Source organism: uncultured Allofournierella sp. (assembly GCA_944382705.1).
Lineage (GTDB): Bacteria > Bacillota > Clostridia > Oscillospirales > Ruminococcaceae > Allofournierella.
Genome location: CALWNE010000053.1, coordinates 1 through 25852 on the forward strand (window position 1 = coordinate 1; position 25852 = coordinate 25852).

Annotated in this window: 26 protein-coding genes and 1 other annotated feature (1 of these 27 cut by a window edge); of the genes, 6 read left to right on the forward strand and 20 right to left on the reverse strand. The window is 58.0% G+C overall.

The window, feature by feature from the left end:
- The 6 genes from rpsU to ACH2EM_RS07860 all read left to right on the forward strand — a co-directional run.
- Window positions 1-120: 30S ribosomal protein S21 (gene rpsU / locus ACH2EM_RS07835; protein WP_395151768.1), on the forward strand; the 120-nt coding region annotated here is incomplete at its 5' end.
- A gap of 155 nt (window positions 121-275) precedes the next feature.
- A complete protein-coding gene (locus ACH2EM_RS07840) occupies window positions 276-779 on the forward strand; it encodes a YqeG family HAD IIIA-type phosphatase (RefSeq protein ID WP_395151605.1) in 504 nt (167 codons plus the stop codon).
- On the forward strand, window positions 776-1627 hold the full coding sequence (locus ACH2EM_RS07845) for a TIM barrel protein (protein WP_395151607.1): 852 nt from the start codon (window positions 776-778) through the stop codon (window positions 1625-1627). Before ACH2EM_RS07840 ends, ACH2EM_RS07845 begins: the two co-directional genes overlap by 4 nt.
- Window positions 1628-1847: 220 nt before the next feature.
- On the forward strand, window positions 1848-2405 hold the full coding sequence (gene efp, locus ACH2EM_RS07850) for an elongation factor P (protein ID WP_395151609.1): 558 nt from the start codon (window positions 1848-1850) through the stop codon (window positions 2403-2405).
- Between the two features lie 185 nt (window positions 2406-2590).
- Complete coding sequence (locus ACH2EM_RS07855; protein ID WP_395151611.1) at window positions 2591-3091, forward strand: CD1247 N-terminal domain-containing protein; 501 nt, start codon at window positions 2591-2593, stop codon at window positions 3089-3091.
- 98 nt (window positions 3092-3189) lie between these two features.
- On the forward strand, window positions 3190-4131 hold the full coding sequence (locus ACH2EM_RS07860; RefSeq protein WP_395151613.1) for a hypothetical protein: 942 nt from the start codon (window positions 3190-3192) through the stop codon (window positions 4129-4131).
- A gap of 180 nt (window positions 4132-4311) precedes the next feature.
- Here ACH2EM_RS07860 and ACH2EM_RS07865 read toward each other — a convergent pair whose 3' ends face one another.
- The 20 genes from ACH2EM_RS07865 to pheS all read right to left on the reverse strand — a co-directional run bounded on the left by ACH2EM_RS07865 (window position 4312) and on the right by pheS (window position 25720).
- Window positions 4312-4620, reverse strand: coding sequence for a hypothetical protein (locus tag ACH2EM_RS07865; RefSeq protein WP_395151615.1), 309 nt, complete (start codon window positions 4618-4620; stop codon window positions 4312-4314).
- 210 nt (window positions 4621-4830) lie between these two features.
- Entirely contained in the window at window positions 4831-5268 is a 438-nt protein-coding gene (locus ACH2EM_RS07870) for a DUF2304 domain-containing protein (RefSeq protein ID WP_395151617.1), read from the reverse strand.
- A 5-nt stretch (window positions 5269-5273) separates the two neighbouring features.
- Window positions 5274-5993: a glycosyltransferase family 2 protein gene (locus ACH2EM_RS07875; protein ID WP_395151619.1), complete on the reverse strand. Its 720-nt coding sequence runs from the start codon at window positions 5991-5993 to the stop codon at window positions 5274-5276.
- Window positions 5994-6009: 16 nt separating this feature from the next.
- On the reverse strand, window positions 6010-7158 hold the full coding sequence (locus ACH2EM_RS07880; RefSeq protein ID WP_395151621.1) for a glycosyltransferase family 4 protein: 1149 nt from the start codon (window positions 7156-7158) through the stop codon (window positions 6010-6012).
- A gap of 56 nt (window positions 7159-7214) precedes the next feature.
- On the reverse strand, window positions 7215-8513 hold the full coding sequence (locus ACH2EM_RS07885) for an ABC transporter ATP-binding protein (protein ID WP_395151623.1): 1299 nt from the start codon (window positions 8511-8513) through the stop codon (window positions 7215-7217).
- A 16-nt stretch (window positions 8514-8529) separates the two neighbouring features.
- Window positions 8530-9402: an ABC transporter permease gene (locus ACH2EM_RS07890; protein ID WP_395151625.1), complete on the reverse strand. Its 873-nt coding sequence runs from the start codon at window positions 9400-9402 to the stop codon at window positions 8530-8532.
- 112 nt (window positions 9403-9514) lie between these two features.
- A complete protein-coding gene (locus ACH2EM_RS07895) occupies window positions 9515-10573 on the reverse strand; it encodes a glycosyltransferase family 2 protein (RefSeq protein WP_395151627.1) in 1059 nt (352 codons plus the stop codon).
- Between the two features lie 34 nt (window positions 10574-10607).
- Complete coding sequence (locus tag ACH2EM_RS07900) at window positions 10608-11819, reverse strand: glycosyltransferase family 4 protein (RefSeq protein WP_395151629.1); 1212 nt, start codon at window positions 11817-11819, stop codon at window positions 10608-10610.
- Complete coding sequence (locus tag ACH2EM_RS07905; protein ID WP_395151631.1) at window positions 11816-12820, reverse strand: glycosyltransferase; 1005 nt, start codon at window positions 12818-12820, stop codon at window positions 11816-11818. The genes ACH2EM_RS07900 and ACH2EM_RS07905 overlap by 4 nt, the downstream gene beginning before the upstream one ends.
- A 6-nt stretch (window positions 12821-12826) precedes the next feature.
- Entirely contained in the window at window positions 12827-13849 is a 1023-nt protein-coding gene (locus ACH2EM_RS07910; protein ID WP_395151633.1) for a glycosyltransferase family 2 protein, read from the reverse strand.
- 86 nt (window positions 13850-13935) lie between these two features.
- The gene (locus ACH2EM_RS07915; RefSeq protein ID WP_395151635.1) at window positions 13936-14973 is read right to left on the reverse strand and encodes a glycosyltransferase family 2 protein; all 1038 of its coding nucleotides are present in this window, start codon (window positions 14971-14973) and stop codon (window positions 13936-13938) included.
- Between the two features lie 24 nt (window positions 14974-14997).
- A complete protein-coding gene (locus ACH2EM_RS07920) occupies window positions 14998-16011 on the reverse strand; it encodes a glycosyltransferase family 2 protein (RefSeq protein WP_395151637.1) in 1014 nt (337 codons plus the stop codon).
- Entirely contained in the window at window positions 16008-16961 is a 954-nt protein-coding gene (locus ACH2EM_RS07925) for a glycosyltransferase (RefSeq protein WP_395151639.1), read from the reverse strand. The genes ACH2EM_RS07920 and ACH2EM_RS07925 overlap by 4 nt, the downstream gene beginning before the upstream one ends.
- Window positions 16958-18223, reverse strand: a complete 1266-nt coding sequence (locus ACH2EM_RS07930) for a glycosyltransferase family 4 protein (protein WP_395151641.1) — start codon at window positions 18221-18223, stop codon at window positions 16958-16960. The genes ACH2EM_RS07925 and ACH2EM_RS07930 overlap by 4 nt, the downstream gene beginning before the upstream one ends.
- Window positions 18224-18231: 8 nt before the next feature.
- Entirely contained in the window at window positions 18232-19464 is a 1233-nt protein-coding gene (locus ACH2EM_RS07935) for a glycosyltransferase (protein ID WP_395151643.1), read from the reverse strand.
- A gap of 27 nt (window positions 19465-19491) precedes the next feature.
- Window positions 19492-20481 carry a glycosyltransferase family 2 protein gene (locus ACH2EM_RS07940; protein ID WP_395151645.1) on the reverse strand — a complete coding sequence of 330 codons (990 nt, stop codon included), beginning with the start codon at window positions 20479-20481 and terminating at the stop codon, window positions 19492-19494.
- A gap of 46 nt (window positions 20482-20527) precedes the next feature.
- Window positions 20528-21649 carry a glycosyltransferase family 1 protein gene (locus ACH2EM_RS07945; protein ID WP_395151647.1) on the reverse strand — a complete coding sequence of 374 codons (1122 nt, stop codon included), beginning with the start codon at window positions 21647-21649 and terminating at the stop codon, window positions 20528-20530.
- A 153-nt stretch (window positions 21650-21802) separates the two neighbouring features.
- Window positions 21803-22048, reverse strand: a complete 246-nt coding sequence (locus ACH2EM_RS07950) for an IreB family regulatory phosphoprotein (RefSeq protein WP_395151649.1) — start codon at window positions 22046-22048, stop codon at window positions 21803-21805.
- A gap of 170 nt (window positions 22049-22218) precedes the next feature.
- Window positions 22219-24675, reverse strand: coding sequence for a phenylalanine--tRNA ligase subunit beta (gene pheT / locus ACH2EM_RS07955; protein ID WP_395151651.1), 2457 nt, complete (start codon window positions 24673-24675; stop codon window positions 22219-22221).
- A gap of 22 nt (window positions 24676-24697) precedes the next feature.
- Window positions 24698-25720 carry a phenylalanine--tRNA ligase subunit alpha gene (gene pheS / locus ACH2EM_RS07960; protein ID WP_395151653.1) on the reverse strand — a complete coding sequence of 341 codons (1023 nt, stop codon included), beginning with the start codon at window positions 25718-25720 and terminating at the stop codon, window positions 24698-24700.
- Window positions 25721-25778: 58 nt separating this feature from the next.
- Window positions 25779-25852, reverse strand: a binding site (T-box leader); it runs 164 nt beyond the window's last position.

The following is a 25852-nucleotide window of genomic DNA, read 5'->3' on the forward strand; positions in this document are numbered from 1 at the left end:
AAGCGTTCTTGCGCCCGCAGCGGTGTGCTTGCCGAGGTTCGCAAGCGTGAAGCTTACGAGAAGCCCTCTGTGCGCCGCAAGAAGAAGTCCGAAGCTGCCCGCAAGCGCAAGTTTAAGTAATTGCGGTGGCCGGAACAAAGGCTAACAATGCGTGCAAACGCCCGAGCAGGCCCATCAGTTGGGCCTGCTCATTTTTTTATTGTTTTTTGTTTATGCTGCCTTACTCAATCGGGGGCAGTGTACCGTTTACTTTACAAAAGGAGGCGAAGGCCAGTATGTTCATTACACCCTGCTACCTGTTTCGGGATGCGTCCCGCATTACGCCGGAATTTTTGCGCAGCCAAGGCATTACCGCCCTGCTGTTGGATGTGGATAATACCCTGACAGCCCACGGCAGCCAGGAGCTGCCCGGCCACATCCGCAGCTGGCTGGCCCAGATGCAGCAGGCGGGCATTCAGCTGGCCATTGCCAGCAACAACACCCAGCACCGGGTGGAGCCCTTCGCCCAAAAGCTGGGGCTGCCCTATCAGGCCATGTGCTGCAAGCCCCTGCCCTGGGGCCTTGCAAAGGCCAGCAAACAGCTGGGGGTAAGCCGCAGCCAGCTGGCCATTGTGGGCGACCAGCTGTTCACCGATCGTCTGGCAGCTGCGCTGTATGGCATCCGTGCTTTGGTGGTGCTGCCCATGACCGAGGATACCCACAAGGGCATTCGGTTCAAGCGCAAGCTGGAACAGCCTTTTTTGAATCGCTACTACCGTAAAGGAGGAAAACTGCTGTGAGCATCCTGTTTGGTACCGCTGGTACCAGTGAAAGCTTTCAGGCTATGGGCTACAAAAACAGCCAGCAGGTGCCTGCCTACACCCGCCGCATGGGGCTGGATGCCTTTGAATACCAGTGCGGCCGGGGTGTGCGCCTGAAGGAAGATTTGGCTCAAAAAATTGCAGCCCAGGCGGCAATCCACAACATCCGGTTCAGCCTTCATGCGCCGTATTACATCTCCATGAGCAGCATGGAGGAGGAAAAACGCCTCAACAGCATCACCTATATTTTGCAAAGCGCCCAGGCCATCCGTGCACTGGGGGGCAACCGGGTGATTTTTCACTCCGGCAGCTGCGGCAAGCAGAGCAGGCAAGCCGCCCTGGAAAAAGCCCTGGACACCATGCACCGCATGGTGGAAGCGGTGGACCAGGCAGGTTTTTCGGATGTGGTTCTCTGCCCCGAAACCATGGGCAAGGTAGGCCAGCTGGGCACCTTGGAGGAGGTTCTGGCCCTGTGTAAGGTGGACCCCCGCATTACTCCCTGCATCGATTTTGGGCACCTGAACGCAAGAGACCAGGGCAGCATTAAAACCAAGCAGGACTACGCCGCTATTCTGGATCGAATGGGGGAGGTGCTGGGGGATGAACGGGCCCGCTGCTTCCATGTGCATTTCAGCAAAATTGAGTACACCACCGGCGGAGAAAAGCAGCACCTTACCTTTGCGGATACGGTGTATGGCCCGGAGTTTGAGCCGCTGATGGAGCTGTGCTATGAGCGCAATCTGTGCCCCACCATCATCTGCGAATCTGCCGGTACCCAGGCGGAGGATGCGGCAGCCATGAAGGCTTATTTTGAGAGCCTGGGCTAAGCCGGTAAGCCGAAAAGGCCCTTTTGGGGCTTAATTTCGCAAATACCCGGTTCCCCAAGGGGTAATCCCACGAAAAGGGCTTGAAAAATGCCCGTTTGTGGGGTAAAATATCATTGGATATGTCAACGGTGCCAGACACCTGCGAGAGTACTCTGGCAGGATAAGGCCGCGGCGCTGATGAGGAAGAAGCAATTTTAAATAAGTAAATGGAGGATCATTTATGATTTCTGCTGGCGATTTTCGCAATGGCGTAACTTTTGAGGAAAACGGCAACGTGCTGCAGGTTGTAGAGTTCCAGCATGTAAAGCCTGGCAAGGGTGCTGCTTTCGTGCGTACCAAAACCAAGAATGTAATCACCGGTGCTGTAACCGAAAAGAGCTACAACCCCAGCGATAAATTCCCCACTGCTTTCATCGAGCGTCGTGAGATGCAGTACCTGTACGAGGATGGTGGCCTGTACTACTTTATGGACACCGAGACCTTTGAGCAGACCCCGCTGAACGAGAGCGATCTGTCCGATTCCTTCAAGTTCGTGAAGGAAAACGAGATGGTTAAGATTCTGAGCTACAAGGGCAATGTGTTTGGCCTGGAAGCTCCCAACTTTGTAGTGCTGCAGGTTACCGAGACCGAGCCCGGTTTCAAGGGTAACACCGCTACCAACACCCTGAAGCCCGCTAAGCTGGAGACCGGCGCTGAAATTCGTGTACCCCTGTTCATCAACGAGGGCGACATGATCCGTGTGGACACCCGTACCGGCGAGTACATGGAGCGCGCTTAATCGGCCCGCTTGGCATGAACTGTATTGTGATTGGGGCGGCGGCTATGCCGCCGCTCCATTTTTTTATGTAAGCCAAAACGCTGCAAGGCGTTTTTATAAACAGAACAAAAGGCGGCTGATGTGGGGCATTTTGCCCTGTACAAAACCTGCCGGTTCTCTGGATTTCTTTTAAGGAGGAACGAACAATGGAACTGAAAGAGCGTGCTGCATACCTGAAGGGCTTGATGGAAGGCCTGGAAATCGAACATTCCAGCAAGGAGGGCAAGGTTCTGAAGGCCATGTATGACCTGGTAGCCCAGCTGTGCGAAACCGTAACCGAGCTGGATGCAGATATGGACCAGGTATACGATGAACTGGACGCCATGGACGAGGACATGGATGAGCTGGAAGACCTCCTGTTTGGCGAGGATGAGGAGGACGAAGACGAGGACGAGAGCGACGCAGAGGAAGAAGACGACTGCTGCTGCGACGACGAGGACTGCTGCTGTGAGGAAGAGGATTGCTCCATTGATTACGAGCTCACCTGCCCTAACTGCGGCGCTGTAACCGTGGTGGATGAGGATACCCTGCTGAACGAGCAGGTATGCTGCGGCAACTGCGGTGCTGAGTTTGAAATCGAGTTCGGTGAGTGCGACTGCGGCGACGAGTGCGACTGCGAGGACTGCGCCGAAGAAGTGGAAGAATAATTCTGTAAGGTTTGCAAAGCCGCCAAGGGCCAAACGCTTTTGGCGGCTTTTTTGCAGGGGTTTAATTTAGTAAGATATTGCACTAAAAGGAGCAAAACATGAAACGGAAGGTTGCGATTGTTGGCGCAGGCCATGTGGGCTCTCATGTGGCCAGTGCTTTGATGCTGGGGGACATCTGCGAGGAAATTGTGCTGCTGGATACCGATGCAGGAAAAGCCGAATGCCATGCACAGGATTTGCAGGACGCAGCCTGCTATGCAGGCAAAAATACCCGGGTATATGCCGGCAGTTACCAGGACATTGGGGATGCACAGGTGTGCGTGCTGGCCTACTGCGGCGCCATTTTTGAGGAAAATCGGCTGGAAGAACTGGAAGTGGCCTTGGATATAGCGGATGAAATTTTGCCCCAGCTTAAAGCCAGTGGCTTTGCCGGTGTGCTGGTGGGCATTACCAACCCCTGTGACCTGGTGGCTCAGTACTTTGCCCGCAAAACTGGGCTTCCCACAGTGGGTACCGGAACGGCCCTGGATTCCGCCCGTTTTCGGGTGCGGTTGGCCCAGCAGCTGGCTGTTCAGCCTGCCAGCGTGGAGGGGTTTTGCCTGGGTGAACATGGAGACAGCCAGGTACCCATCTTTTCGCAGGTGCGCATCGGTGGCCTGAGCCTGGAACAGCTGGCCCAGCAGCAGCCCCAGCGGGTTAGCGCACTGGACCGGCAGCAGGTGGCCAGACAGACCATTGAGGCAGGCTGGCATATCGTAACAGGTAAGGGCTGCACCGAGTTTGGTATTGGCAGTGCAGCCGCAGAGCTGATTGGTGCCATCTTTGCAGACTGCGGCCAGGTGATGATGTGCTCCGGCCCCTACCGGCGCAGCCCAAACCACCCGGAAATTTTTACAAGCATTCCCCGCCAGGTGGGGAGCCAGGGAGCACAGGCGGCCTTTCTGCCGGTGTTGACCCAGGAGGAGCAGGCCCAGTTTGATGCCAGCTGTGCACTGCTGGAGCAGTATGTACAGCAGCGGCTGGACCCTCGCTTTGCTTAAAGCAAAGAAGAATGACACCTGGCACAAAACAAAAGCCGTTTGCTGCGGCATAGGCTGAAACACTGCAAAACTGCTGGAGTTATCCTTACAAGAACACTTTGCAGCAGCATGAAGCAAAACAAATAAAAACACCACCTTCGCCATGGCGAAGGTGGTGTTTTGTGCTTGTTGTTAAAGGGGTTATGCCTTTTTGCCAGCAGAAGCAGCCTCTTTCAAGGCGCGCTCCAGCCACATAGAGCCAATCTCCAAAGCGGCAAACAGACCGTTTTTGCTGCTCTGCTTGATAACACGGTCGGGCAGAGCTTTGGTGGAGTCGGTGCTCAGCAGCATGACATGAACCTTATCGGCTACGGTAACACCCTGTTCTTCTTTTGTGGTCAGTATCTGCATAAAAACTACAAAGGGGTCAGCCAGGCTGCCAAAGTAAATTTCGTTGTTGCAGCGCACCAAAGGCTTACCTTTATAGGTCAGTTTCGGGGTAAATGCCATTCTAGAAACCCTCCATTTCGATGATGTTGGCTCAGCTGCACCACAGGCGAGGCTCCGGGCCTCAGGCAGAGCTGAGCGAGTGCCATTCCGCACAGTGCGGAACATAAAACTGAATGATTGCTTTACATTTTATTATAACATAAAAAAGAAGTTCTGGCAATGTAAACTATTGCCAGAACTTCTTTTTGTTTCATCGAATAGAAGCAGGGCTTAAAAGTCCTGTTCTTTTGTGGGCACTCGCTGTACCCCACAGCTGGAACCATTGGGCTGGCGGGTAGCTTGTTTGGCCCGTTCTGCCTTTTCTTCGTCCAGTGCCACACGCTGGGTTAAATCCCGCAGGGTGCTGTCCAGCCGGCTTACCCGCATGGACAAAAAGAACAGCTTTGTGAGCAGCAGAAAGATAATGGAAAGATACACCACATTGATTTCGCTTACAAAGCCAAAGCGCTTTGCAACAAGGGTGGTAAACTCCGGAAACAGGCTTAAAAGCAGCAAAAAAACCGAAAAAAACAGCCAAAAAATGGAGTCTTCAATCTGAACTTTTGCTTGCCGCACCCGGCGCAGTACAAACAGCAAGGTTAAAAAACTGCCCAAAACCAGCAGCAGGCGAATGGGGCCGGAAAGCAAAGAGGGCACAAACAATACCATATCCCTCAGAATCTCCTTTCAGGATAAAAAGTCACAGGTTCCCGTTTGCGGAACCACTGAATCAGCAGGATGGAAAAACCCATCTTGAGCATATACTGCATGGAGCGGGCAAAGTTCAGGTAGCTGGAGCCGGCGGTGCGCTCCTCCATTTTTACCTGAAGCTCCTGCACCACAGCGCCGTTTTTAATCAGGTAGCTGATGGTATCCGGTTCCGGTGCATAGTTCAGATTCATGGCAAATTCATCCACCATGCGGCGGTTGAACATCCGCATACCACTGGTAGGGTCGCAGATTTTTTGGCCGGTGGTCAGCCGGATTGCCCAGCTGATGAGATAGCTGCCCAGCATACGCAAATTTTTGGGCTTTTTTACCTGCACAAAGCGGCTGCCAATCACAATATCTGCCCCTTGCTCCAAAAGCTGCAGCATGGGGTCGATGTATTGGGGCAGGTGCTGGCCGTCTGCATCAAATTGCAGCACGCAGTCATACCCGTTTTCGGCAGCGTAGCGCACACCGGTTTGAAACGCACCGGCAAGGCCCAGGTTTACAGGCAGGTCAATCAGCCGAAATCCATGGGCACGGCACAAAGCAGCGGTACGGTCACGGCTGCCGTCATTCACCACCACATAGTCGTGCTGAGGGCAGCACCGGCGCAGGTTGTTGATCACCTGCACAATGTTGCCTTCTTCGTTGTAGGCGGGTATGACGATGAGTAGTTTCAGCATAATGTGTTGCTTCCTTTTAAGCTTGTTGTTCTGCCAGGGCCAGCAGGGCATCAGCCACTGTGTCCCAGGTGAAATGATGTTCCAGGCGGGTCAAGGTGTTTTGGCTGGCCCTGGTGCGCCAGGCGTCGTCGTTCAGGCAGCGGCACAGCGCATCGGCCCAAAGGGTAGGGTCGGGGCTGTCCAGCTGCAAACCGTAATCCTCGCTGGGCAGAAGTTCGTCACTTCCGCCGGTGCGGGTGGTCACAATGGGGCACCCACAGGCTGCAGCCTCCAAAAAAGTGGTGGGAAAGCCCTCGGCATAATAGGTGGGCAGGCAGTACAAATCCGCCTGGCTCAGCAGTTGCAGCACCTGGTTGTGAGGTACAGCACCCAGGCAGTAAACCCTGGGCAGCTGCTGGACAATCAACTGTTCCCGCAAGGGGCCATCCCCTGCAATCAGCAGCACACAGTTGTGCAGCTGGGCTTTTACAAAAGCCTGGGCCAGCTCCTCCACACCTTTTTCCGCAATCATCCGGCCTACAAATACAACCAGGCGACAGCGGACAGGCAGCCCCAAGCGAGCCCGCCAATCCACTGCGTTTGGATCCCTTGCAATGCGCTGTATCGCCTGAGGATCTACAGCGTTGTAGAGCGTGCCCGCTGGCTGGATGCCAAAATGGGTGAGCCAGCGGCATACCCCCTGGCTCACTCCATAAAATTGGGGCTTGCAGAGCCGCAAAAAGGCAGCGGCCAGATGTTCGTAACAGGCTCCGGCGGCGTTTAACAGGGCACTACCCATGGGCAGGTGACCGGTGGAATGGTCCACAACAATGGTGGAAATGCCCCTCAAGCGGCCCTGGGCCGCTGCGTAAAGGCTAAGGGGATAAAACCGGGTGTTGACCACCAGCAGGTCAGGCTTTGCATCCCACAGGGGCTGTAAAATGCGGCCCAGGGCTGGGCCTGGCTTTAGTACGGGGAAACGCCCCTTCATCAAAAGCCAGGAGGGCACCCGCAGAATTTTTACCCCATGGGGGTCGGTTTCCTGCACCGGCAGCCCCGGCAGCTGGCTGGTTACCACAAAAGCACGGTGCCCCCGGGCTGCCACCTGGCGGGCCAGATTGCAGGTGTAACGCTCCACACCGCCCACCGTGGGCAGGTATTGGGCAGCAAAAAAACAGATGGTCAACAAAACCGCTCCTTTGCGATGCTTTGGCTCGCAAACACAGGCAGCCAAAGCGCAACTTACTGGCCGGACTGTTCCTCAAGCACCACCGGGGGGAAGTGAATGTGCCCCCAGTAGCTTTCCCATTTGGTAAGGGTACGGTCCGAATTGGTGATTTCAAAGGCGAACTGTTCGGCGGGCATATCCAGGCAGACAGCACAGGAGGGCTCCCGCTCGAACACATCCAGATAAAAGAAATACTGCCCCTCGCTCAACAGAGAGGTGTCAAAACAAAAGGTGGTGGTGTACAGCTTGCCGGGCTGGGCAGGCCCCAGGGTAATGGGGTGGGTAATGCCGATGGACTCGGCATCCCGGTAGCGGATTTCCAGCTTCATGTTCACGGCATCAAAGTGCTGGAAGGCACGCCAGAACAGCTGCACCCGCAGCGGCTCGCCGCTGGCATACACACTGCTTTCCTTGCCCACAAACAGCACCCGGTCCACAAACAGGCGGCTGGCAGCACCCGGCACCAGCCGGTTGCAGTTGGTAAGGTCGTAATCCACAATGTTTACATCGGTGGTATCCATATAAATGGCAATGGCGGTATCCACATCGCCGTCGTACAGAACCCGGCCCTTATCCAGCACAATGCACCGGGTGCACAGCTGCCGGATGGTGCTCATGTTATGGCTCACATACAGTACGGTACGGCCCTCCTGGTTGGCCACATCCCCCATCTTGCCCAGGCACTTTTGCTGGAACTTCATATCGCCAACGGCCAGCACCTCGTCCATAATCATGATTTCGCTGTCCAGATGGGCGGCCACCGCAAAGGCCAGCTTTACAAACATACCGCTGGAATACCGCTTTACCGGGGTGTCGATGAAATCGCCGCATTCCGAAAAGGCGATAATCTGGTCCAGCTTGGAGTCCACCTCCGCCTTGCTCATGCCCAAAATGGCACCGTTCATGTAGATGTTTTCCCGGCCGGTCATCTCCTGGTTAAAGCCGGTGCCCACCTCCAGCATACTGGCGATGCGCCCCTTGATGCGGATTTCCCCCTCGCTGGGGGCGGTGATGCGGCTGAGCAGCTTGAGCAGGGTGGACTTGCCTGCGCCGTTACGGCCGATGATGCCCACGGCCTCGCCCTTGTAGATGGTCAAATCCACCCCATTCAGGGCCATAAAGGTTTGGCCAAACAGCCGGGTATCGGTGCCCAGGGGCAGGTTGGGGTCCTCCTTGCCGCGGATGCGGGCCCACCAGCTTTGCAGGTCGGCAGTAAGAGTACCGCCGCCAATCTGGCCTAGCTTGTACTGCTTTTTCAGCCCTTCCACCTGAATGACAGGCTCTTTGTTGCTTGTAGATGCAGTGCTTTGCATAGTGGCTCTCCTTTGGTCAAACGGTGTCCATAAAGGTTTTTTCAATGCGGCTGAACAAAATCACACCCAGTGCCAGCAGCACAAGGGTGACTGCCAGGCTGTACACAAGGCTGCCCACATCCACGCTGCCGCAGCCCAGCAGAGCCAGGCGAAAAGCCTGAATGGGGGCGGTCATGGGATTAAAGCGCACCACAGCCTGCAGCAGCGGCTGGCTGCCCAGGGTGGTGGTGGAGTACATCACCGGTGTGGCGTACATCCAAACCTGCACGCCAAACCCCACAGCAATGGCCAGGTCACGGTACTTGGTGGTCAGGCTGGAAACAATAATACCCACACCAAGCCCCAGCAGCATTACCTGCACCAGCACCACCGGCAGGTACAGTACCCAGCCGGTAAGCTGGAACTGGCTGCCCTGGCCCAGAGGGGTGCAGGCAAACAACACCCAGAAGCACAGGAACATGGCAAACTGAATCATGCAGTTGATAACCGCCGTGAGCACCTGGGACAAAGGAATAGTAAGCCGGGGGAAATACACCTTGCCAAACACGCTGGCGTTGGTCACAAAGGTGTTGGCGGTGTTGTTGATGCAGGAGGCAAACAGCGTCCACAGGGTGTTGCCGGCCATAATAAACAAAAAGCTGGGCACCCCTTCGGTGGGCAGCTTGGCGATGCCCCCAAAAATTACATTGAACAAAATGGTGGTAATGAGGGGGTTAAGCAGAATCCAGAGCGGGCCCAGAATGGTCTGCTTATACAAAATAGCAAAATTGCGCTTGGTAAACAGCACCACCAGGTCACGGTAGCGCCACAGCTCCTTAAAATCAATGTCAAACCAGCCGGTGCGTGGCCGGATGATGGTGTCCCAGTGGGGTTCGGTTGGTGTTTGCATCAGCACACTCCCTTTACAGGGGCCGCTCCCAAAGCAAGGGATGACCCGGTTGAATTTATTGTAAAAAATATCGTGCTATTATAGCACAAAAAGGCACGAAAAGCAAAAACAGCTAGTTGCCAGGGGCTGGGCAGAACATCTGCCCAATGGCCTGGGCCTTGCCGTACAAATCCGGGTTTGTTTGCCGCAGCTGCCACAGCCAGCTTACCAGCCGGGGGCTGCGCAGTGCCAGGGCGGTGGCCAGGGGGGCATAATAGCCCATGCGCCACAGCTGGCGGCACAGCTCCTTGCAGCAGGGCTGTGCCATAAACTGGGCAACCCTTTTGCGCCGCTGGGCTGGGGTGCCTGGGCCACGGTTCAGTTCATCGGTTATGCCAAAGCAGAGGGTGGTCAGGTAGCTGTGCCACACATGCACCAGGTCGGCAGGGGGGCAGTTCCGCGCCCTGCAATCTGCCAGCAGACGGGCAAACAGCCGGGTCCAGAGCTGGCAGAAATCGCTGCGATACCGCTGGGTCAGACTGTCCGGATTAGGGCCCTGTTCATAAAAGGTTTGTGGTTCTTTAAGTTGAAAGAACCCTTCCCCTGTGCCAGCAAACCAGCGGTTGGCATAATCCAGGCAGAACAGTAAATCTTCGCCCAAAGAATAGGCCGGGTCAAAGCGCAGGGGGATGCCTTCCTCCAGCACCGACCGCTTGTATAGCTTGTTCCAGGGCATGGAAAGGCAGCAGTCCCGGTACACATAGGCCAGTTTTTCCGGCCCCAGCAGCTGCCCTTCGCCGCTGGGAGCGGCAGGCAGCTGCTGGGGGCTGGTTGTGATGTGGGGCCAAACCACCCACCGCTGGGGGTGCAGGGTTTGGGCGGCAAGCGCACTTTCCAGCGCATGGGGGGCCAGAACATCGTCCGCATCCACAAACACAATCCACTCTCCCACAGCGGCGGCCAGCCCTGCATTGCGGGCCTGGCTTACTCCGGCATTGGCCTGGTGAATCACCTGAATGCGCTCATCTGCCGTGGCCAGCACATCGCACAGCTGGCCGCTGCCATCGGTACTGCCGTCGTCCACCAAAAGCAGCTGGAAATCTCGAAAACTCTGGCTGGAGATACTCTGCACACAGCGGCCCAGGGTGTGAATGGCCCGGTACACCGGCACAATAATGGTAACAGTGGGCATAAATCCGCTGCCTCCTTGCAAAAAAGTAAATGGGTCAGGGAATCAGGGCTTGCTGGGCGTGCAGCGCAGCCACAAATTCCCGGTAGAATGCCTGGGGCGAATACCGCTGCGCCACCGCCGTGCCTGCCAGGGCCATCTCCCTGCATTGCTGGGGAGACTGGTAAAGCTGGTGGATGGCCTGGGCCAGCAGCTGGGGCAGCTGGGGGGTGCGGGGCAGCACCAGGGCCTTGCTGCCCGCCAGGTACTCCGGCATACCGCCGCTTTCGGTGGCGATAATGGGAATGCCGCAGGCCATGGCTTCCATGCACACAAGCCCGGCGGCCTCCTCCACCAAGGTGGGGATGCAGCAAACATTGGCGCAGCGGTAGTATTGGGGCAGCTGTTCGTTGGGCACAAAGCCTGTAAATTGAATCCGGCTGCCCAGGGCCTGGGCCTTGGTTTTCAGCTTGGTCAAAAAGGGGCTTTCCTGGCTTTGGGCAAAAAAGGGACTGCCCACAATGAGCAGTTTTGCAGGAAGGGTATCCCCCAAAAGAGCAATGGCATCCATCAGGGGTTCAATGCCTTTTTCCTCAATGACCCGGCCGCAGTACAGCACCACAAAATCCTCCGGCGCAAGGCCCAGGCTGCGGCGCAGGGCCCCATCCGGCGTGCCGGGGGTAAAACGGCTGCAATCAATGCAGTTGTGCACCAGGTGTGCAGCTTGGGGCTGCAGCTGGCTGGTGGCAAGGTATTCGGAACGGAGAAAGTGGCTTAAAGCAAGAATTCCCCCAAACATACGATCCATGTAAGGGTTGGAGTGGCTGTGCCCATGGAGATGAAACAGGCACCGCTGAGGCCCGGCCCAGCGGCTTAAAGCCCCAAACTGCATGGGGTTGCCGCCCTCTGCCACCAAAAAATCCGGGCGGGGCCCCTGGCGCAGCTGGTCCAGAACTGCGTTGTACCATGGGTCGGAGGGAGGCAGCATTCCCTGGCACCGCTGCCAGATGGCCCGTGCACGGTCCAGCGGATGGGGTGAGGGCTGGGGCAGATACAGCATTTTGGTGTGGCGGTAGCCAGCAGCCTTTTGCTGAGCCTGGGGGTGGGGGATGGAGGCGCAAACCAGAGAGAGCAGACCTTGTTGTTCGTTCTGCTCCATTAAATGGGTGAGCAGGGTTTCCACCGCGCCGCCCTGCACCTGGGGCAGGGGCAGCACGGGAGGCGGCACCAGAACCACCTGCAACGGCTGTTTAAAGGGAGTGTGGCTCATGGGGTTTCCTCCTGTTGGGAATGGGTTACAGGGCAAAGCAGGCCCACAGGGGTGAGACACCAGCGCACCGCCGAGCATTTTTGCCAAAAATCAAGCTGAGAGCTGGCAGGCAGGTGGCCAAGGAGCGGCCGCAAATTGCGCTGCTGCTGGGCCATGGCCTGCTGCAAGGCAGGGGTGGGGGCCTGCCTTGCCTGGGCACAAAAGCACAAAAATTGCTTCCAGCACATGGCATAGGCAGTTTCAATCAGCTGGGAGCGGTGGGGGAACTGCTCTTTAAAAAAGCGGTACCGGTCAATTTCCGCTTCTACCTGCTGAAAGGCCTGGGGGGTTAATCCGCTGTGGCACAGGCTGCCGCTGCGTACCCGATAGCGGTACAATACCTCATCCAGACAAACCACCCGCTGGCACTGGGCCAGCATCCGGTGGGAAATCAGATTGTCCTCTCCGTGGGACTTGCCGGGGGTAAAGCGCAGATGCTGCCACACCGTGGCACGGTACAGCTTGTTCCACACCACCGAATAACAGGGGCCATGGGAGCCGAACAGACATTCCAGAAGGTCCTGGCCGCAGAACACACCGGTGGCGGCGGGCAGGGTGCAGCGAGGGGGGGCATTGCTGGTGCCATCCTCCCGCACATCCTCCACAGCGCACATGGCCATATCCGCCTGATGCTGCTGGCAAGCCTGGTAGAGGGTTTGCAAAAACTCGCCGCAGAGGATATCGTCGGAATCCACAAAGGAAAGATACTCTCCCTGTGCCTGCTCAATTCCGTGGTTGCGGGCTACGGAAGGCCCCTGGTTGGGCTGGCAGATAACCCGGATGCGGGCGTCCTTTTGTGCCAGCTGGCAGCACAGCTCCCGGCTGCCGTCGGTGGAACCATCGTCAACCAGCAGCAGCTCAAAGTCGGCAAAAGATTGGGCAAGAATGCTTTCCACACAGGCGGAAAGCCAGGCTTTTGCGTTGTAGACCGGCACAATCACACTAATGGCAGGGCGTGACATAAACAATCAAGGCTCCTTTCGGGGGGTTAACAAGCGGCCCCAGCAGCAGGCCAGGCCATAGACCAGATGGGGACAAGCACAGAACCCGGCGGCCCGCAGCCGTGCCGGCAGCGACAGGTGGGGGCTAAGGAGTAAATCCTTCATCAGGCTGCGCAGGTGTTTCAAATGAGGCGTAAAGGCAGGCCCGGCCTGGGCCATGGCACCGGCGGCGTGGGCCTGGTGCCAGAGGGTGTAAAATAGGTTCCAGTACCGCACAACGGCCCAGGGCCGGTACAGGGCAGCACGCTGGGGCTGGGCCGAAAAATAGCACAGCCAGTTCCAGTACATCCGCAAATCGTCCAGCTTGCGCAGCGAAAACAGGTCGGCCTGGGTAATCTGGCCTTCCCGGGAGCGGTAGTGGTATAAAACTTTATCCAGGCAAACCATCTGTTCCCCTTCAAACACCAGATGAAGCACGCTGGCATCATCGCCAAAGTGCATGGTCTCGTCGTAATGAATGCCCTTCTCCCGGAAGGTGCGGATGTCGAACAATTTGTTCCAGCTTAAAGGGCCGTAAAAACGCCCGGTACGAAAGGCCTCCAGCAAAAGCTCCTGGGCATCCCTCACGCCGGTTTGCTCCACCGTAACCCCCTGGGAGGGGATGGGCTGGCCGTTTTGGTCGATGCAGTCGCCGCAGCAGGCGGCAATTCGTGCACCAGACTGGCAGATGGCCTCGTAAAGGGTCTGGTACATGGTGGGCTCCGCCACATCGTCTCCGTTCACAAAGCCCACATACCGCCCCCGGGCTTGGTCCAGCCCCGCATTGGCGGCAGAGGCAGGCCCGCCGTTTGGCTTATGAATCACCCGGATGCGGGGGTCCAGCTTGGCCAGCTGGTCACACAAGGCACCGCTGCCATAGGGACAGCCGTCGTCTACCAGCAGCAGTTCAAAATCCGTAAAGGATTGGGCCAGTATGCTTTGCACCGTTTGGGGCAGATAGTCCCGCACATTATAAACGGTGGTAATGATGGACAAAATGGGGTCAGCCATGTACATTCTCCTTGTTGGGGTCTGGGCCTAGAGGCCCAAACCGGATTGCTGCCGCTCTGGTTCAGGCGGCAAAGCAGAAAAATTTTTTACAGCGTTAGCAGTGTGCGGATTTTTTGCACAAAGGACTGCTTGGAGCGCATGACAGCCGGCAGCAGGGCCATCCGAATGCTTTTGTGCTGGACGGCAAACCGCAAAAACTGGTGGTAGCGGCCCTCACGCTCCTCCAGCTGGGTGAGCAGGGCTGTATGCCAGATTTTGTTGCGGAACAGCTGTTCCAGGCCGGTTTTGCGCTGCTGAAGGGTGTAGTCCCGGCTGGAATCGGTCAGCAGGTCAAAAAAGCAGGCAGTGTCCCAGGGCAGCTGGGAGGCAACCAGGGGAGGATACAGCTGGGACTGGCCGCACTGCTCCAAAAAGTCCCGCACCAGGTGCAGAATGCGCTGGCTGTTTTCCATATGTTCCAGGGAGGGTTGCCGGGTCAGCGTTTGGGGATGAGCCCAATATTCGTAATAACAGCTGCCAAGATGCTGAATCTTGTTGCAGTTTTTTAGGTAAGCGCAGTTGAAGGCGATGTCCTCACCGGTGCGCATGGATTCATCAAAACAAAGGCAATGCCCCTTAATCAGCTGGGTGCGGTAGACCTTGTTCCACAATGCAAAAAACAAATTTGCCTGGTAGTACTCCACAAAATGGGGCCAGAACTCTGCCAGGGTTTGGGTAGAAAAGGCAGGGTAGGCAGCAGGGGTATCCTGGCTGTCGCTGCGAAAGACAAAATCAAAACTGACCAAATCCAGATTTTGATTTTCCATAGCCTGCACGCATTTTTCAAATGCCTTGGGCAGCAGAACATCGTCCGCATCCACAAAGGTGATGTAGCGGCCGTTGGCGGCCTCCACCCCTGCGTTGCGGGCGGCAGCTACCCCTTGCTTTGGCTGGGTGATTACCTTTACCCGTTCGTCCTGGCGGGCAAATTCTTCGCAGAGCTTCCGGCTTTCATCGGTGGAAGCATTGTCCACCAGAATCAGCTCAAACCAGGCAAAACTCTGGCTCAGCACGCTTTCAACGCTTTTTTTTAGGTATTTTTCTGCATTGTAAACAGGGATGATGCAGCTTAATACAGTGGACATACAAGGGAGTCCTCCTTGAACAAATTAAAGTGAATGGGTGGTGCTGCACCGCAGCCAGCACCAAAGGGCCATGGGCAGTGCAAACCGAAGCTTGATGCAGAACCGATAGGGCAGGGCCAAAAGCCGGTTGGAATCGGCGGCAAACTTATGGGCAAGGGCCTGCCGGTACCTGGGTTCTGCAAGCAGCTGGCGGATAATCTGGCAGTATTGCCTCAGCGAAAGCGGGCCACGGCGCTCTATCAGATGGGACATCTGGGCAAGGGCTGTTTGGCCCATGCGGGCAGACAGCAGCCCTTCAAATTGCTGGGGAGAAAGGCCATAATGCAGGCAAAATTCCTCAAAAGTGCTGCGGGTGGCTTGTTCAACCTGCAAAAAGTCGGTGCGCAGCGAGCGGGACAGGGAGTTAAGGTTGCTTTGGTCGTAGGCATAATATTCCTGGGGAATCATCCGCACAGCCCCACAGTGCTTGAGCACCTGGAGATTGAACATAAAATCCTCGTTGATGGGCAGGCTCACATCAAAGCGAAGCGTGCCGATGAGCTGGCGGCTGTAGAACTTATTGTAGGGGCAGGCAAACTGGCCGGTATCCACCAGATAGCGTTTGAAGTCACTGCGCAATTCCCCAAGGCTGGCATACAAAGCGTCGGGCAGTTTGGGCTCCGGAACGGGGGGGATATTCTGCACCCCAAAGATTAAAAGGTCTACTGGTGGGGTCAGCAGCTGGCCGACGGCCTGGTACAGGCCGGGCAGCACCCAATCGTCTGCGTCCACAAACTGAATGTAGTGGCCCCGGGCCAGCTCCAGCCCTGCATTCCGGGCTGCACTGGCACCGCCGTTGGGCTGGTGTACCACCTGAATGCGTGCATCCTGGCGGGCCAGTTCATCGCACAGAGGGCCGCTGCCATCCTGGCTGCCGTCGTTCACCAAAATCAGTTCCAGGTCCTGGGGCGCCTGCTGCAAAATACTCTGCACACAGCGGGCCAGGGTTTTTTCTGCGTTGTATACCGGAACAATCACGCTGTAACAGGGGCAGCTCATGCGCGGTTCCCTCCGGTGAGTTTATTCCACACAAGCCCTGCACAGCGAGCGGCACTGTAAAAGGGGAACAACAGCTTTGCAGCCAGGGGCATACGGCCCATAAGCTTGATAAATGCCACCGCCCCGCCTTGCTTTATCCGGTCAATCAGGGGGTAAAAACTGCCGTTGCAGTAACACAGGGTAAAGGAATAGCGGCCCTTCCAGTAGGCTTCGCTGGCCTGTACCACATCCAAAAAGTCGGCATATTTTTTGAGGGCACTCTGGCTTGCGTTGTAGTTTTGGTGGTTGGGATTGCTGCCCGCTACCCGGTAGGCAGAAAGGGCCTGGTCCATAACAAATACCTTGCCCCAGCTTAAATAGAGCATACAAAGGGCAAAGTCCGCAATGCTTCGGTTTGCGGTCACATAGTTATAAAGGGCTTTGTCCGCTGCATCAAACCGATTGCGAACCAGGCAGGCAGTGCAGGAATAGGTAATGCCCCGCAAAAACAGCTCCATGGTGGTATCCCGGTTGAGGATGCGGGGGTCATTGGGCAGGGTTTCGTAGGTGCGGCCGCTGTCGTCGGTAAGCTGCAATCTGTGGCTTACCGCCGCATAGTCCGGGTGGGCACGCAAAAAGTCCACCTGTTTTTGCAGCTTGTGGTCGTCCAGCCACCAGTCGTCCCCCTCCAAAGTGCAGACGAACTCGCCCCGGGCGGCACAAAGGCCCTCGTACCAGTTGCGGCTGATGCCCACATTCTGGCTGCGCAGGTTCAGGCGGATTAAATCCGGGTAACGGCTGGCATATTGCTGCAAAATGGCACGAGTTCCATCGGTGCCGCAGTCCTCGCTGATATAAATTTCAAACGGAAAGTCGGTTTTTTGGGCCAGAACGCTTTCAATGGTCTGGGCAATGTACCGTTCCTGGTTGTAGGTGGTAATCAACACCGTAACCACCGGGCGGCTGTTCATGGCTGAACCTCCTTTGAGCAGATTTGTTGGTAAAGCACCCAGTGGGCCTGGGCAATGGCGGCAGGGTCGTGGGCGGCCAGTGCACGCTGGCGGGCTGCCGCACCCAGTTGGGCGGCCTTTTGGGGCTGGCGGAGCAGTTCCACCACCCGTTGGGCCAGTGCTCCCGGCTGGCAGGGGTCGAACAGAAGCCCTTCCTTGCCGCTGGTGAGCATACTGGGAATGCCGCCCACCTGGGCGGCGATGCAGGGCATACCCAGCAGCATGGCTTCGCCCAAAGCGTTGGGGCTGTTTTCGATGGTGCTGGGCATTACAAATACATCGCTGTTTAAAAAGGCGTCGCGCATTCCGGCGGCGTCCAGCACGCCGGTGTAGTGGATGCAATCCGCCACGCCCAGACGGCGGGCCAGCCCTGCCAGATAGCCCTGGTAGTCTGCCAGCCAGTGGTAGACAGGCTGCAGCAGGCCCTTGTTCTGGGGCGGCCAGCCTGCCACCTGCACCTGAACACCGGGGAAGTGGCGGCGAATTTCCGGCAGAGCCTCTATCAGCCAGTGCAAGCCCTTAAAGGGCAGATGGGCCTGGCTCACGAATAAAACAGGGTCACAGCCCGGTGTCCGGGGATGCCAGCCCCCTTCATAAAAGACAGAGCGCATGATTTCACCAATGCAGTGGTACTGCACCTGGGGGTTCCAGCCGGTGGCCAGCGCTCTGTCCCATTGGGTGCGGCCTAATACATGGCACACCTGGCCAAAGAGCTGCTGTTCCGCCTGGCCCTGGCGGGTCATGGTTTGGTAAAGCTGGTGTACCGTGCTGCCGCCGGTGGCCTGAGCCAGCCGGTCCCGGAGGGGATGGGCACGGAGCAGCCGGGGCGGCAAGCCGTCTGGCAGGTGCTGGGCGTAAGGCCCGGCCAGACCCTGAATGTGCACCAGAATGCGCTGGGCATCAAAACACTCAAACAGCCATTGGGCGTGCTGAAATTCGGTGCCGAACAGCTGCACCAGATCCGGCTGCTCCTGCTGGAGCGCCTGTTCCAGTGCCTGTTTGCCGCCGCTGGAGGGCAGCACCAGATAGGTGCAGCCTTCCAGCTGGCGGCGCTGGGGCTGTTCCAGCTGGTTTGCATAGGCACAGAGTACCAGTTCCAGGGGGCCAAAGCCCTGCAAGGCCTGTTGCAGAGCCATCACCCAGCTGCCCCCGGCCTGCACCGGCAGACGGAGGGCTTTGGCCATGACAGGGGGAATAAAATTCAAAAGCCACAATACTTTCATTGCATGAATCACTCCTGAAAAGCGGCCGTCAGCTGGCTGGCCACCTGTTGTGGGGTGTTGGCGGCAAACAGTGCCTGGGTTTGTTCAAAGGGAATACGGCAGCGGCTGCTGTGGTGCAAAAATTCTGCCAGCTGGCCCAGCACCTGAGGGGGGCAGCCCTGCTGTTCCAACAGGCAGAGGGAAAGGGGCCACCGTTCCAGATAGGGCAGGCAGGGGTCCTGGGCCAGCTTGCCCAGGTGCAGCACCGGCTTGCCGGCGGCAAAGTATTCGAACAGTTTGCTGGGCACCTGGTTGTCCACTGCGTTGCCCAGATTGAGGAGCACATCGGCACGGGCCAGCTGTTCCGCTGCCTGTTGGGGCGAAAGCGGCCCGGTTATAGTAAGCCGCTGGCCCAGAATCCGGCGGGCATCCTCCACCAGTTGGGGTGGGTAATGTTCCCAGCCGCCCCCCACAAAGACCAGCTCCACCTGGGGGTCATTCAATGCACAGAACAGTTCCAGCGCAAAGTGGGGGGTGCGCAGCGAGGGATACAGGCTGCCTGCAAACACGCACCGGAGCGGCCCGTGGCTGGCAGCTTGGGGCTGCTGGGGCAACGGCACCAGACTGGGAAAGTCCAGCACCTGCATTTTGGCGGCAAAGTCTGCCAGAGGGGCACCGGGGGCATAGTCCCGGGCCATGAGGGGAGTTACAAACAGCCGGTCCATGGCAGCGCACAGCTGGCGTTCCCGCTGGTAGGCGCCGGGGGCCTGGTAATCCTGGTTGGCGGCATAGGGGTCCATCTGCCAGCTGGCCTTTTTGCAGCGCACCATGGCCTTTTGCAGGGCAAAGCTGGCTGCATAGGGAGCAGCCACGGCAATAGCGGCATCAAACCGGTGCTGTTGGTTCAGCTGCTCGATGGCACGGCGGGCAGCACTCACCCGGCGGGGGTGGTGCAGAGCAATCTGCCGCACCGCAGCCCAGGCAGCACGGGGGCGAAGGCTAAGGCGGGCCAGCCGCAGCCAGACAGGGGTTCCGCCGGGGCGGCCAAATTCCAGCAGCTGGTTCATCACCCGTTCATCCTCAAAGGCCAGCAGGGTGCGGGTGCAGCCCTCAGCCTTTGGGGGCAGGGTCTGGCCGTCGTGGAGCTCCAGCAGATGCACCTCGTGCCCCGCCTGGGCCAGCACAGCGGCACAGCGGCGGGCCAGGGCAGGGGTGGGAGCCAGGGGAAATTCCACACTGTCCAGAATAAAAAGCAGTTTCATGAGTTCTCCTTACAAAAAGCCGGGCCTTCAGCGCCGGTCACGCAGCATAAGACGGCAGAGCAGCCGGTAAAAGATGCCGCCCCAGCAGGTGAGCAGGGCGGTGCACTTCATGGTGGGGGAAAGGCTGGCGTTGCCCAGCGCAGCCCCCAGCTGCTGGCGAGCCAGACCAACCAGTTCTTTGTGCTGGCTGGCCAGAGGGGCAGAGTTTTTCTGCCGCAGAATCATGCTGTTGAGGTACAACAGTTTTTCGTAGTAGAAAGCCTGGGCCGCCGTTTGCAGAGAACTGCTCGGGGAATTTTGGGCACTTTGGGCAATGTTGCTGGCCACCAAAAGCTGCTGCTGGATGACCTGGCCAGTGAGGGGCCGGTGGCTGGCAGAAGCGTTGTGCTGCCGGTAAAAATAGCCCACAAAGTCCAGCTGGGCAAGGCCGGGGCTGTGGCCAAAGAGCAGCCAGTTGAGATATAAATCCTCGTTGCTGGCAGCTGGGCAGGCAAACTCCACCCGTTGGAGCAGACAGCGGGCGTAGAGCTTGTTGCACAGGCTGTACTCCACCGCCTTGCTTTGCAGCAGGGCAATCTGGTGCTGGGGAGCGGCCAGAACCTGCGGAGCGGCGGCAATGGGCTGGGCTTGGGGCGGCTGGCCCCAAAAGGGTGCAAGGCGGCAGCAGGCCACCGGCAGGCCGGTGCTGATGCAGCCCTCCAAAAGGGATTGCAGCATTTGAGGGTGGAGCAGGTCGTCACAGTCCACAAAGGATACCCAAGGGGCACAGCTGGTCTCCAGCCCGGCCCGGCGGGCCTGGGTGACATCCGGCTCCGGCAGAATCAGCAGCTTGAACCGGCGGTCCTGCTGGATAAACTGGCGGCACTGGGCAGCGGAATCATCGCTGCTGCCGTTTTCCACCAGAATCACTTCCAGCTGCTGCAAGCTTTGGGCAGCAATGCTGGCAAGGCAGGGCAGCAGATGCGCCCCGGCGTTGTATACCGGCACAATCACGCTTACAAGGGGCTGTTGTTCCATTGGCGAACCTCCATGGTTAAAACAGATAGCAAGGCAAAGGGCCCGGTTATCGCCACCCGGCCCGGTCTGCCTGTTCCAGATAAAATTGGGTAAGCCAGGCCGCAGTCTGGCGAATGTCATAACCGGCATCGGCCAGGGCCTTGGCAGGGCAGCTGCGGCGGTTTTGCTGGGCCTGGGCTGCGGCCACCAGCTGGCTGGCCCAGGTTTCGTCCGGTTGGGCAAGGTCCAGCTGCTGCACCAGGGGGGTAACGCAGACTTCGCTGGTAATGGTGGAGGCCGCCAGCACCGGCAGCCCGGCAGCCTGGGCTTCAATCAGGGTAACAGGCAGCCCCTCGTGCAAGGAAGGAAAGAGAAAGCCGTCCATGGCGGCCAAAAGCTGGGGAATGTCCTGCCGTGGGCCTAAAAAGTGCACCTGAGCGGCCAGCCCCAGCCGGGCTGCTTTGCTGCGCATCTCCTGCTCCAGAGGGCCAGAGCCTGCCAGCAGCAGAACGCTGCCCGGCTTTATCCGGTGGATATGAGCAAAAATATCCAGAATGCGGGTATGGTTTTTTTGAGGTGTAAAGCGGCCCACATGGCCAAAGACCAGGGCGTCCGGGCTAAGGTTCCACTCTGCCCGTGCCTGGGTGCGCACATCTGCCCCAAAGCGAAAGCGTTCCGGGTCGATGCCGTTGAGCAGAATGTGGGCCTTGGGGGCACTGGAGCCGAACATCCACTGGGCTGCCGCCTGGGAACAGGCAAACAGCTGGGTGGCGTGGGGCAGCACCATGCGGCCGTAGTAGTTTTTGACGGCGTGGAACAGCACGCCCCCTTCGTTTTGGGTGTTGTGGCTGTGGGCAATGCGTACCGGAATGCCTGCCTTTTGGGCCTGACGCATGACAAGCCCGCTGAATTTATCCATGTGGGAATGCACAATGGGCCAGCGGTTCTGGGCCAGCACCCGGTCCAGCTGGTGCTGGTACACAAAGGGGCCTTTTTGGGTGATAAAGGGAATGGAATAAATCTGCCCGCCCAGCTGCCGGATGGGTTCCTCGTATACACCGGGAAAGGAGCTTAAAAAATCGAATTGCAGCACCTGCCGGTCAATCTGCCGGTACAGGTTCATCAACAGGCTTTCATAGCCCCCGTGATCCAGCCCGGCCACGCAGTGCAGCACCCGCAAAACAGCCAAACAATACACCTCGTTTCGCAACAACTTATACAGAATCTAGTATACCAAAAAAATATGGCATTGCAAAGTGCGCCCGCCAGCGGGACAGGCAAAAAAACAAGGCCCCTTTGCCTGTGGCAAAAGGGCCTTGCAAACAACAAAAACAATTAAAACTCAGGGGCGCACATAGTTGCGCACCATGGCCTGAAGCAGGTCGTCCCGGTCCACCCGGCGGATGAGGGAACGGGCGTTTTTGTAGGTGGTAATATAGGTGGGGTCCTCAGAAAGAATGTAACCCACCAGCTGGTTAATGGGGTTGTAGCCCTTTTCCTTCAGGGCATCGTACACTTCCTGCACAATGGCACGGATTTCTTGCTCCCGATCATCGTAGATGGAAAATACAGCGGTAGGATCAGACATAGCAGTGGCCCCCCTCTTTAACAGAATAGTTTTTTTCAGTATACCCCATTTACCCGCTGATTGCAAGAGAAAACCCCCGCACAAAACAAACAAAAATGGTTTGAAAGCTGTGTGCAACAAGGCCACCGCTGCCCTTGCAGCGGTGGCCAGAGAGGTGCGATAAAAGGAATTTAGCTGCGCAGGGTTACATTAATGGCAGCCAGATTTTTGAGAATCTTCTGTACGGCAGCATCCACTTCCTCATCGGTGAGGGTGCGGTCTGCGGCACGGAACACCAGATTGTAGGCCAGGCTCTTTTTGCCGGCTTCCATCTTATCGCCGGTGTAGATGTCAAACAGGGTCAGGCTTTCCAGAATCTTGCCTGCGCCTTTGGTGATGCACTGCACCAGGTCGGCGGCAGGGGTAGACAGATCGGCTACCAGAGCCAGGTCACGGCTGGTGGCAGGGTGCTTGGGCAGCGGTTTAAAGGCCACATCCTGGCGGCGCTGGGCAAACAGAGCGTCCAGATCCAGGTCGGCAGCTACCACACGGGCCTTAATGCCGTAGTTGGCGCACACGGTGGGGTGCAGCTCGCCCAGAGTGCCCAGCAGAACCTCCCCGTCGTACAGGAAAGCGGCACGGCCGGGGTGGTAGGTGGTGCCTTCGGCGTTGCGCTCAATGCGCAGCTGGCGGATGCCGGCGCAGGCCAGCAGCTTTTCCACCACGCCCTTTAGGGCCAGGTAGTCCCAACGGGGGCCGTAGGCGGCCAGAATCAGCTTTTGGCGTTCGGTGGGCAGCAGGTCGCTGGGGGTTTTGCCCTCGGCGGCCAGTTTTCCACACAATGCCTCGTAATTGTTGAAATCGTTGTCCGCTACTTCGTGGGCCAGGGGGCTGGGCAGGTACTCGGTGGCCTGCTCAAACACAGCACACTCGGCGGCACGGGCACCCCAGTTGCGGGCCACCACATCCAGCAGGCTGGGCAGGGCGGTGGTGCGCATGATGGAGGTATCCTCGCCCAAGGGGTTGGAGATGACCACCGCATCACGCAGGGGGCTTTCGGCGGGCAGATTGATGGAATCAAAGCACTTGGGGCTGTAGAAGCTGAAGGTCTCGCACTCCCACAGGCCGTAACCGGCCAGGGTGCTGGTCATCTGCTCGTCAAAACGCTGGCGGGGGGTAGGCCGTGCCTGGGCGCAGCCCTTCATGACGGTGCTGGGAATCTTGTTGTATCCCACAAACCGGGCCACTTCCTCGGCCAGGTCACATTCCCGCTGCATATCCCAGCGGTCGGTGGGGCAAACCACATCGTCACCCTCCATCACAAAGCCCAGGGGAGTGAGAATATCCACCATCTCCTGGCGGCTCAGCTGGGTGCCCAGCAGACGGTTAATGCCTTCGGGACGCAGGGGAATGCGGCGGCTGGTGCGCACTGCGGGGTAGATGTCCACCACGCCGTTTACCACATCACCGGCATCCAGCAGCTGCACCAGCTCCAGAGCACGGTCCAGAGCACGGCGGCAGGCGTTGGGGTCCAGGCCCTTTTCGTACCGGCCGGAGGACTCGGTGCGCAGACCCAGCTTTTTGGCGGTGGTACGCACGCTGGGGCCGTTGAACATAGCACTTTCAAACACCACGCTGGTGGTGGTTTCGTAGGTGCCGCTGTACTCGCCGCCCATTACACCGGCCACGCCAATGGGGCCTTCCAGATCGGCAATTACCAGCATTTCGGGGGAGAGTGCACGCTCCTGGCCATCCAGGGTTACAATCTGCTCGCCTTCCTTGGCGTTGCGCACGCAGATGGTGCCGCCCTTCACAAAGCTGCGGTCAAAGCAGTGCATGGGCTGGCCGTACTCCAGCATTACATAGTTGGTGATGTCCACCAGATTGTTGATGGGCCGCACGCCGCAGTTGCGCAAACGCTGGCGCATCCACCGGGGACTGGGCTTTACCCGCACATTTTCCACCACGGCGCCGCAGTAGCGATAGCACAGGTCGGTGTTCTGCACCTCAACCTTCAGCAGCTGGTTTACATCGCCGCTGCCGGGCTTTACCTGGGGCAGGTGGTCTTTAAAGGGCACGCCGAAGGTGGCGGCAGTCTCCCGGCCCAGGGCACGCACACCCAGGCAGTCGGGCCGGTTGGGGGTGATTTCAAACTCTACCGTTACATCGTCCAGCCCCAGAGCCTGGACAATGGGGGTGCCGGTGGGCCATTCCTCGTCCAGCACCAGAATGCCGTCTTCCACAGCATTGGGGAAGTCGTGGATGGTCAGGCCCAGCTCGCCAAGGCTGCACAGCATACCGTTGGAAGCAACGCCCCGCAGCTTGCCCTTGCGGATTTCCTTACCGCCGGGCAGACGGGACTTGTGCAGGGCGGCAGGCACCAGATCGCCTACCTTCAGGTTGCCTGCACCGGTTACAATCTGCACAGGCTCGCCGGCGCCGGTGTCCATCTGGCATACTACCATATGGTCAGAGTCCGGATGGGGCACAATTTCCAGCACCCGGGCTACCACTACATTTTCAATGGAGTCCGCTTCGCTCTCCCAGCACTCCACCTTGCTGCCGCTCATGGTCATGCGGTCGGCAAATTCCTGGGGAGTACAGTTAATATCGGCAAATTCCTTTGCCCAACCCAATGGCATTTTCATACTTGTTTTCCTCCCTGGTTTCTTAGTGGAACTGCTTCAAAAAGCGCAGATCATTTTCGTACAAAAGGCGCATATCGTCAATGCCGTAGCGCATCATGGTAATGCGCTCCAGGCCCATGCCAAAGGCATAGCCGCTGTAACGCTCGGGGTCGATGCCGCAGTTTTCCAGCACCTTGGGGTGCACCATGCCGCAGCCCAGAATCTCAATCCAGCCCTCGCCCTTGCACAGGGGGCAGCCCTTGCCGCCGCACTTAAAGCAGCTCATATCCATCTCGGCGCTGGGCTCGGTGTAGGGGAAGTGATGGGGACGGAACCGAACCTTGGTTTCGGGGCCGTACAGCTTGCGGATGAACACCTCCAGAGTGCCCTTCAGGTCGCTGAAGGTGATGCCTTCATCCACCACCAGGCCCTCAATCTGATGGAACAGGGGGCTGTGGGTAGCGTCCACAGCGTCGCTGCGGTATACCCGGCCGGGGGCAATGATGCGGATGGGGGCCTTCTGCTGCTCCATGGTGCGAATCTGCATGGGGCTGGTCTGGGTGCGCAGCAGGATATTTTCGGTGATGTAGAAGGTATCCTGGGTATCCCGTGCAGGGTGGCTCTTGGGCATATTCAGCATCTCAAAGTTGTAGTGGTCCAGCTCCACCTCGGGGCCGCTGACCACATCAAAGCCCATGCCCAAAAAGATTTCCTTCAAGTCGTTCAGCACCAGATGGAAAGGATGCAGACCGCCCTGCACCGGCTGGGTGCCCGGCAGGGTAACATCCATCTCCTCGGCAGCCAGGCGGGCAGCCAGAGCAGCCTGGGCCAGTGCCTGGGTGCGGCTGCGAATCTGCTCGTCAATGGCTTCCCGCACTTCGTTGGCCAGGGCGCCCACCACCGGGCGCTCCTCGGCGCTGAGCTTGCCCATCTGCTTGAGAATGGCAGTCAGTTCACCCTTTTTGCCCAAAAAACGAACCCGCAGTTCATCCACTGCTTTCTCGTCGGCAGCCTGGGCAATCAGCTGGTCCGCCGTGCGGCGGATGGATTCCAATGCCTCTTTCATGTTTGCACTCTCCTTTTGTGAAGGGGGCAGAAAAAAAGGCTCCGCCCCCGTAATTGCTTACAGGGACGAAGCCTTTGAAAAAACTCCGCGGTACCACCCAAATTTTTGCTCTCAGAGCAAACACTCGTATCC

What these genes read in the sequence shown, in the direction of transcription:
- ACH2EM_RS07840 (WP_395151605.1), top strand. Translation starts at nt 276, where the DNA reads ATGTTCATTACACCCTGCTACCTGTTTCGGGATGCGTCCCGCATTACG.
- efp (WP_395151609.1), top strand. Translation starts at nt 1,848, where the DNA reads ATGATTTCTGCTGGCGATTTTCGCAATGGCGTAACTTTTGAGGAAAAC.
- ACH2EM_RS07855 (WP_395151611.1), top strand. Translation starts at nt 2,591, where the DNA reads ATGGAACTGAAAGAGCGTGCTGCATACCTGAAGGGCTTGATGGAAGGC.
- ACH2EM_RS07860 (WP_395151613.1), top strand. Translation starts at nt 3,190, where the DNA reads ATGAAACGGAAGGTTGCGATTGTTGGCGCAGGCCATGTGGGCTCTCAT.
- ACH2EM_RS07865 (WP_395151615.1), bottom strand. Translation starts at nt 4,620, where the DNA reads ATGGCATTTACCCCGAAACTGACCTATAAAGGTAAGCCTTTGGTGCGC.
- ACH2EM_RS07870 (WP_395151617.1), bottom strand. Translation starts at nt 5,268, where the DNA reads ATGGTATTGTTTGTGCCCTCTTTGCTTTCCGGCCCCATTCGCCTGCTG.
- ACH2EM_RS07875 (WP_395151619.1), bottom strand. Translation starts at nt 5,993, where the DNA reads ATGCTGAAACTACTCATCGTCATACCCGCCTACAACGAAGAAGGCAAC.
- ACH2EM_RS07885 (WP_395151623.1), bottom strand. Translation starts at nt 8,513, where the DNA reads ATGCAAAGCACTGCATCTACAAGCAACAAAGAGCCTGTCATTCAGGTG.
- ACH2EM_RS07890 (WP_395151625.1), bottom strand. Translation starts at nt 9,402, where the DNA reads ATGCAAACACCAACCGAACCCCACTGGGACACCATCATCCGGCCACGC.
- ACH2EM_RS07895 (WP_395151627.1), bottom strand. Translation starts at nt 10,573, where the DNA reads ATGCCCACTGTTACCATTATTGTGCCGGTGTACCGGGCCATTCACACC.
- ACH2EM_RS07900 (WP_395151629.1), bottom strand. Translation starts at nt 11,819, where the DNA reads ATGAGCCACACTCCCTTTAAACAGCCGTTGCAGGTGGTTCTGGTGCCG.
- ACH2EM_RS07905 (WP_395151631.1), bottom strand. Translation starts at nt 12,820, where the DNA reads ATGTCACGCCCTGCCATTAGTGTGATTGTGCCGGTCTACAACGCAAAA.
- ACH2EM_RS07910 (WP_395151633.1), bottom strand. Translation starts at nt 13,849, where the DNA reads ATGGCTGACCCCATTTTGTCCATCATTACCACCGTTTATAATGTGCGG.
- ACH2EM_RS07915 (WP_395151635.1), bottom strand. Translation starts at nt 14,973, where the DNA reads ATGTCCACTGTATTAAGCTGCATCATCCCTGTTTACAATGCAGAAAAA.
- ACH2EM_RS07920 (WP_395151637.1), bottom strand. Translation starts at nt 16,011, where the DNA reads ATGAGCTGCCCCTGTTACAGCGTGATTGTTCCGGTATACAACGCAGAA.
- ACH2EM_RS07925 (WP_395151639.1), bottom strand. Translation starts at nt 16,961, where the DNA reads ATGAACAGCCGCCCGGTGGTTACGGTGTTGATTACCACCTACAACCAG.
- ACH2EM_RS07930 (WP_395151641.1), bottom strand. Translation starts at nt 18,223, where the DNA reads ATGAAAGTATTGTGGCTTTTGAATTTTATTCCCCCTGTCATGGCCAAA.
- ACH2EM_RS07935 (WP_395151643.1), bottom strand. Translation starts at nt 19,464, where the DNA reads ATGAAACTGCTTTTTATTCTGGACAGTGTGGAATTTCCCCTGGCTCCC.
- ACH2EM_RS07940 (WP_395151645.1), bottom strand. Translation starts at nt 20,481, where the DNA reads ATGGAACAACAGCCCCTTGTAAGCGTGATTGTGCCGGTATACAACGCC.
- ACH2EM_RS07950 (WP_395151649.1), bottom strand. Translation starts at nt 22,048, where the DNA reads ATGTCTGATCCTACCGCTGTATTTTCCATCTACGATGATCGGGAGCAA.
- pheT (WP_395151651.1), bottom strand. Translation starts at nt 24,675, where the DNA reads ATGAAAATGCCATTGGGTTGGGCAAAGGAATTTGCCGATATTAACTGT.
- pheS (WP_395151653.1), bottom strand. Translation starts at nt 25,720, where the DNA reads ATGAAAGAGGCATTGGAATCCATCCGCCGCACGGCGGACCAGCTGATT.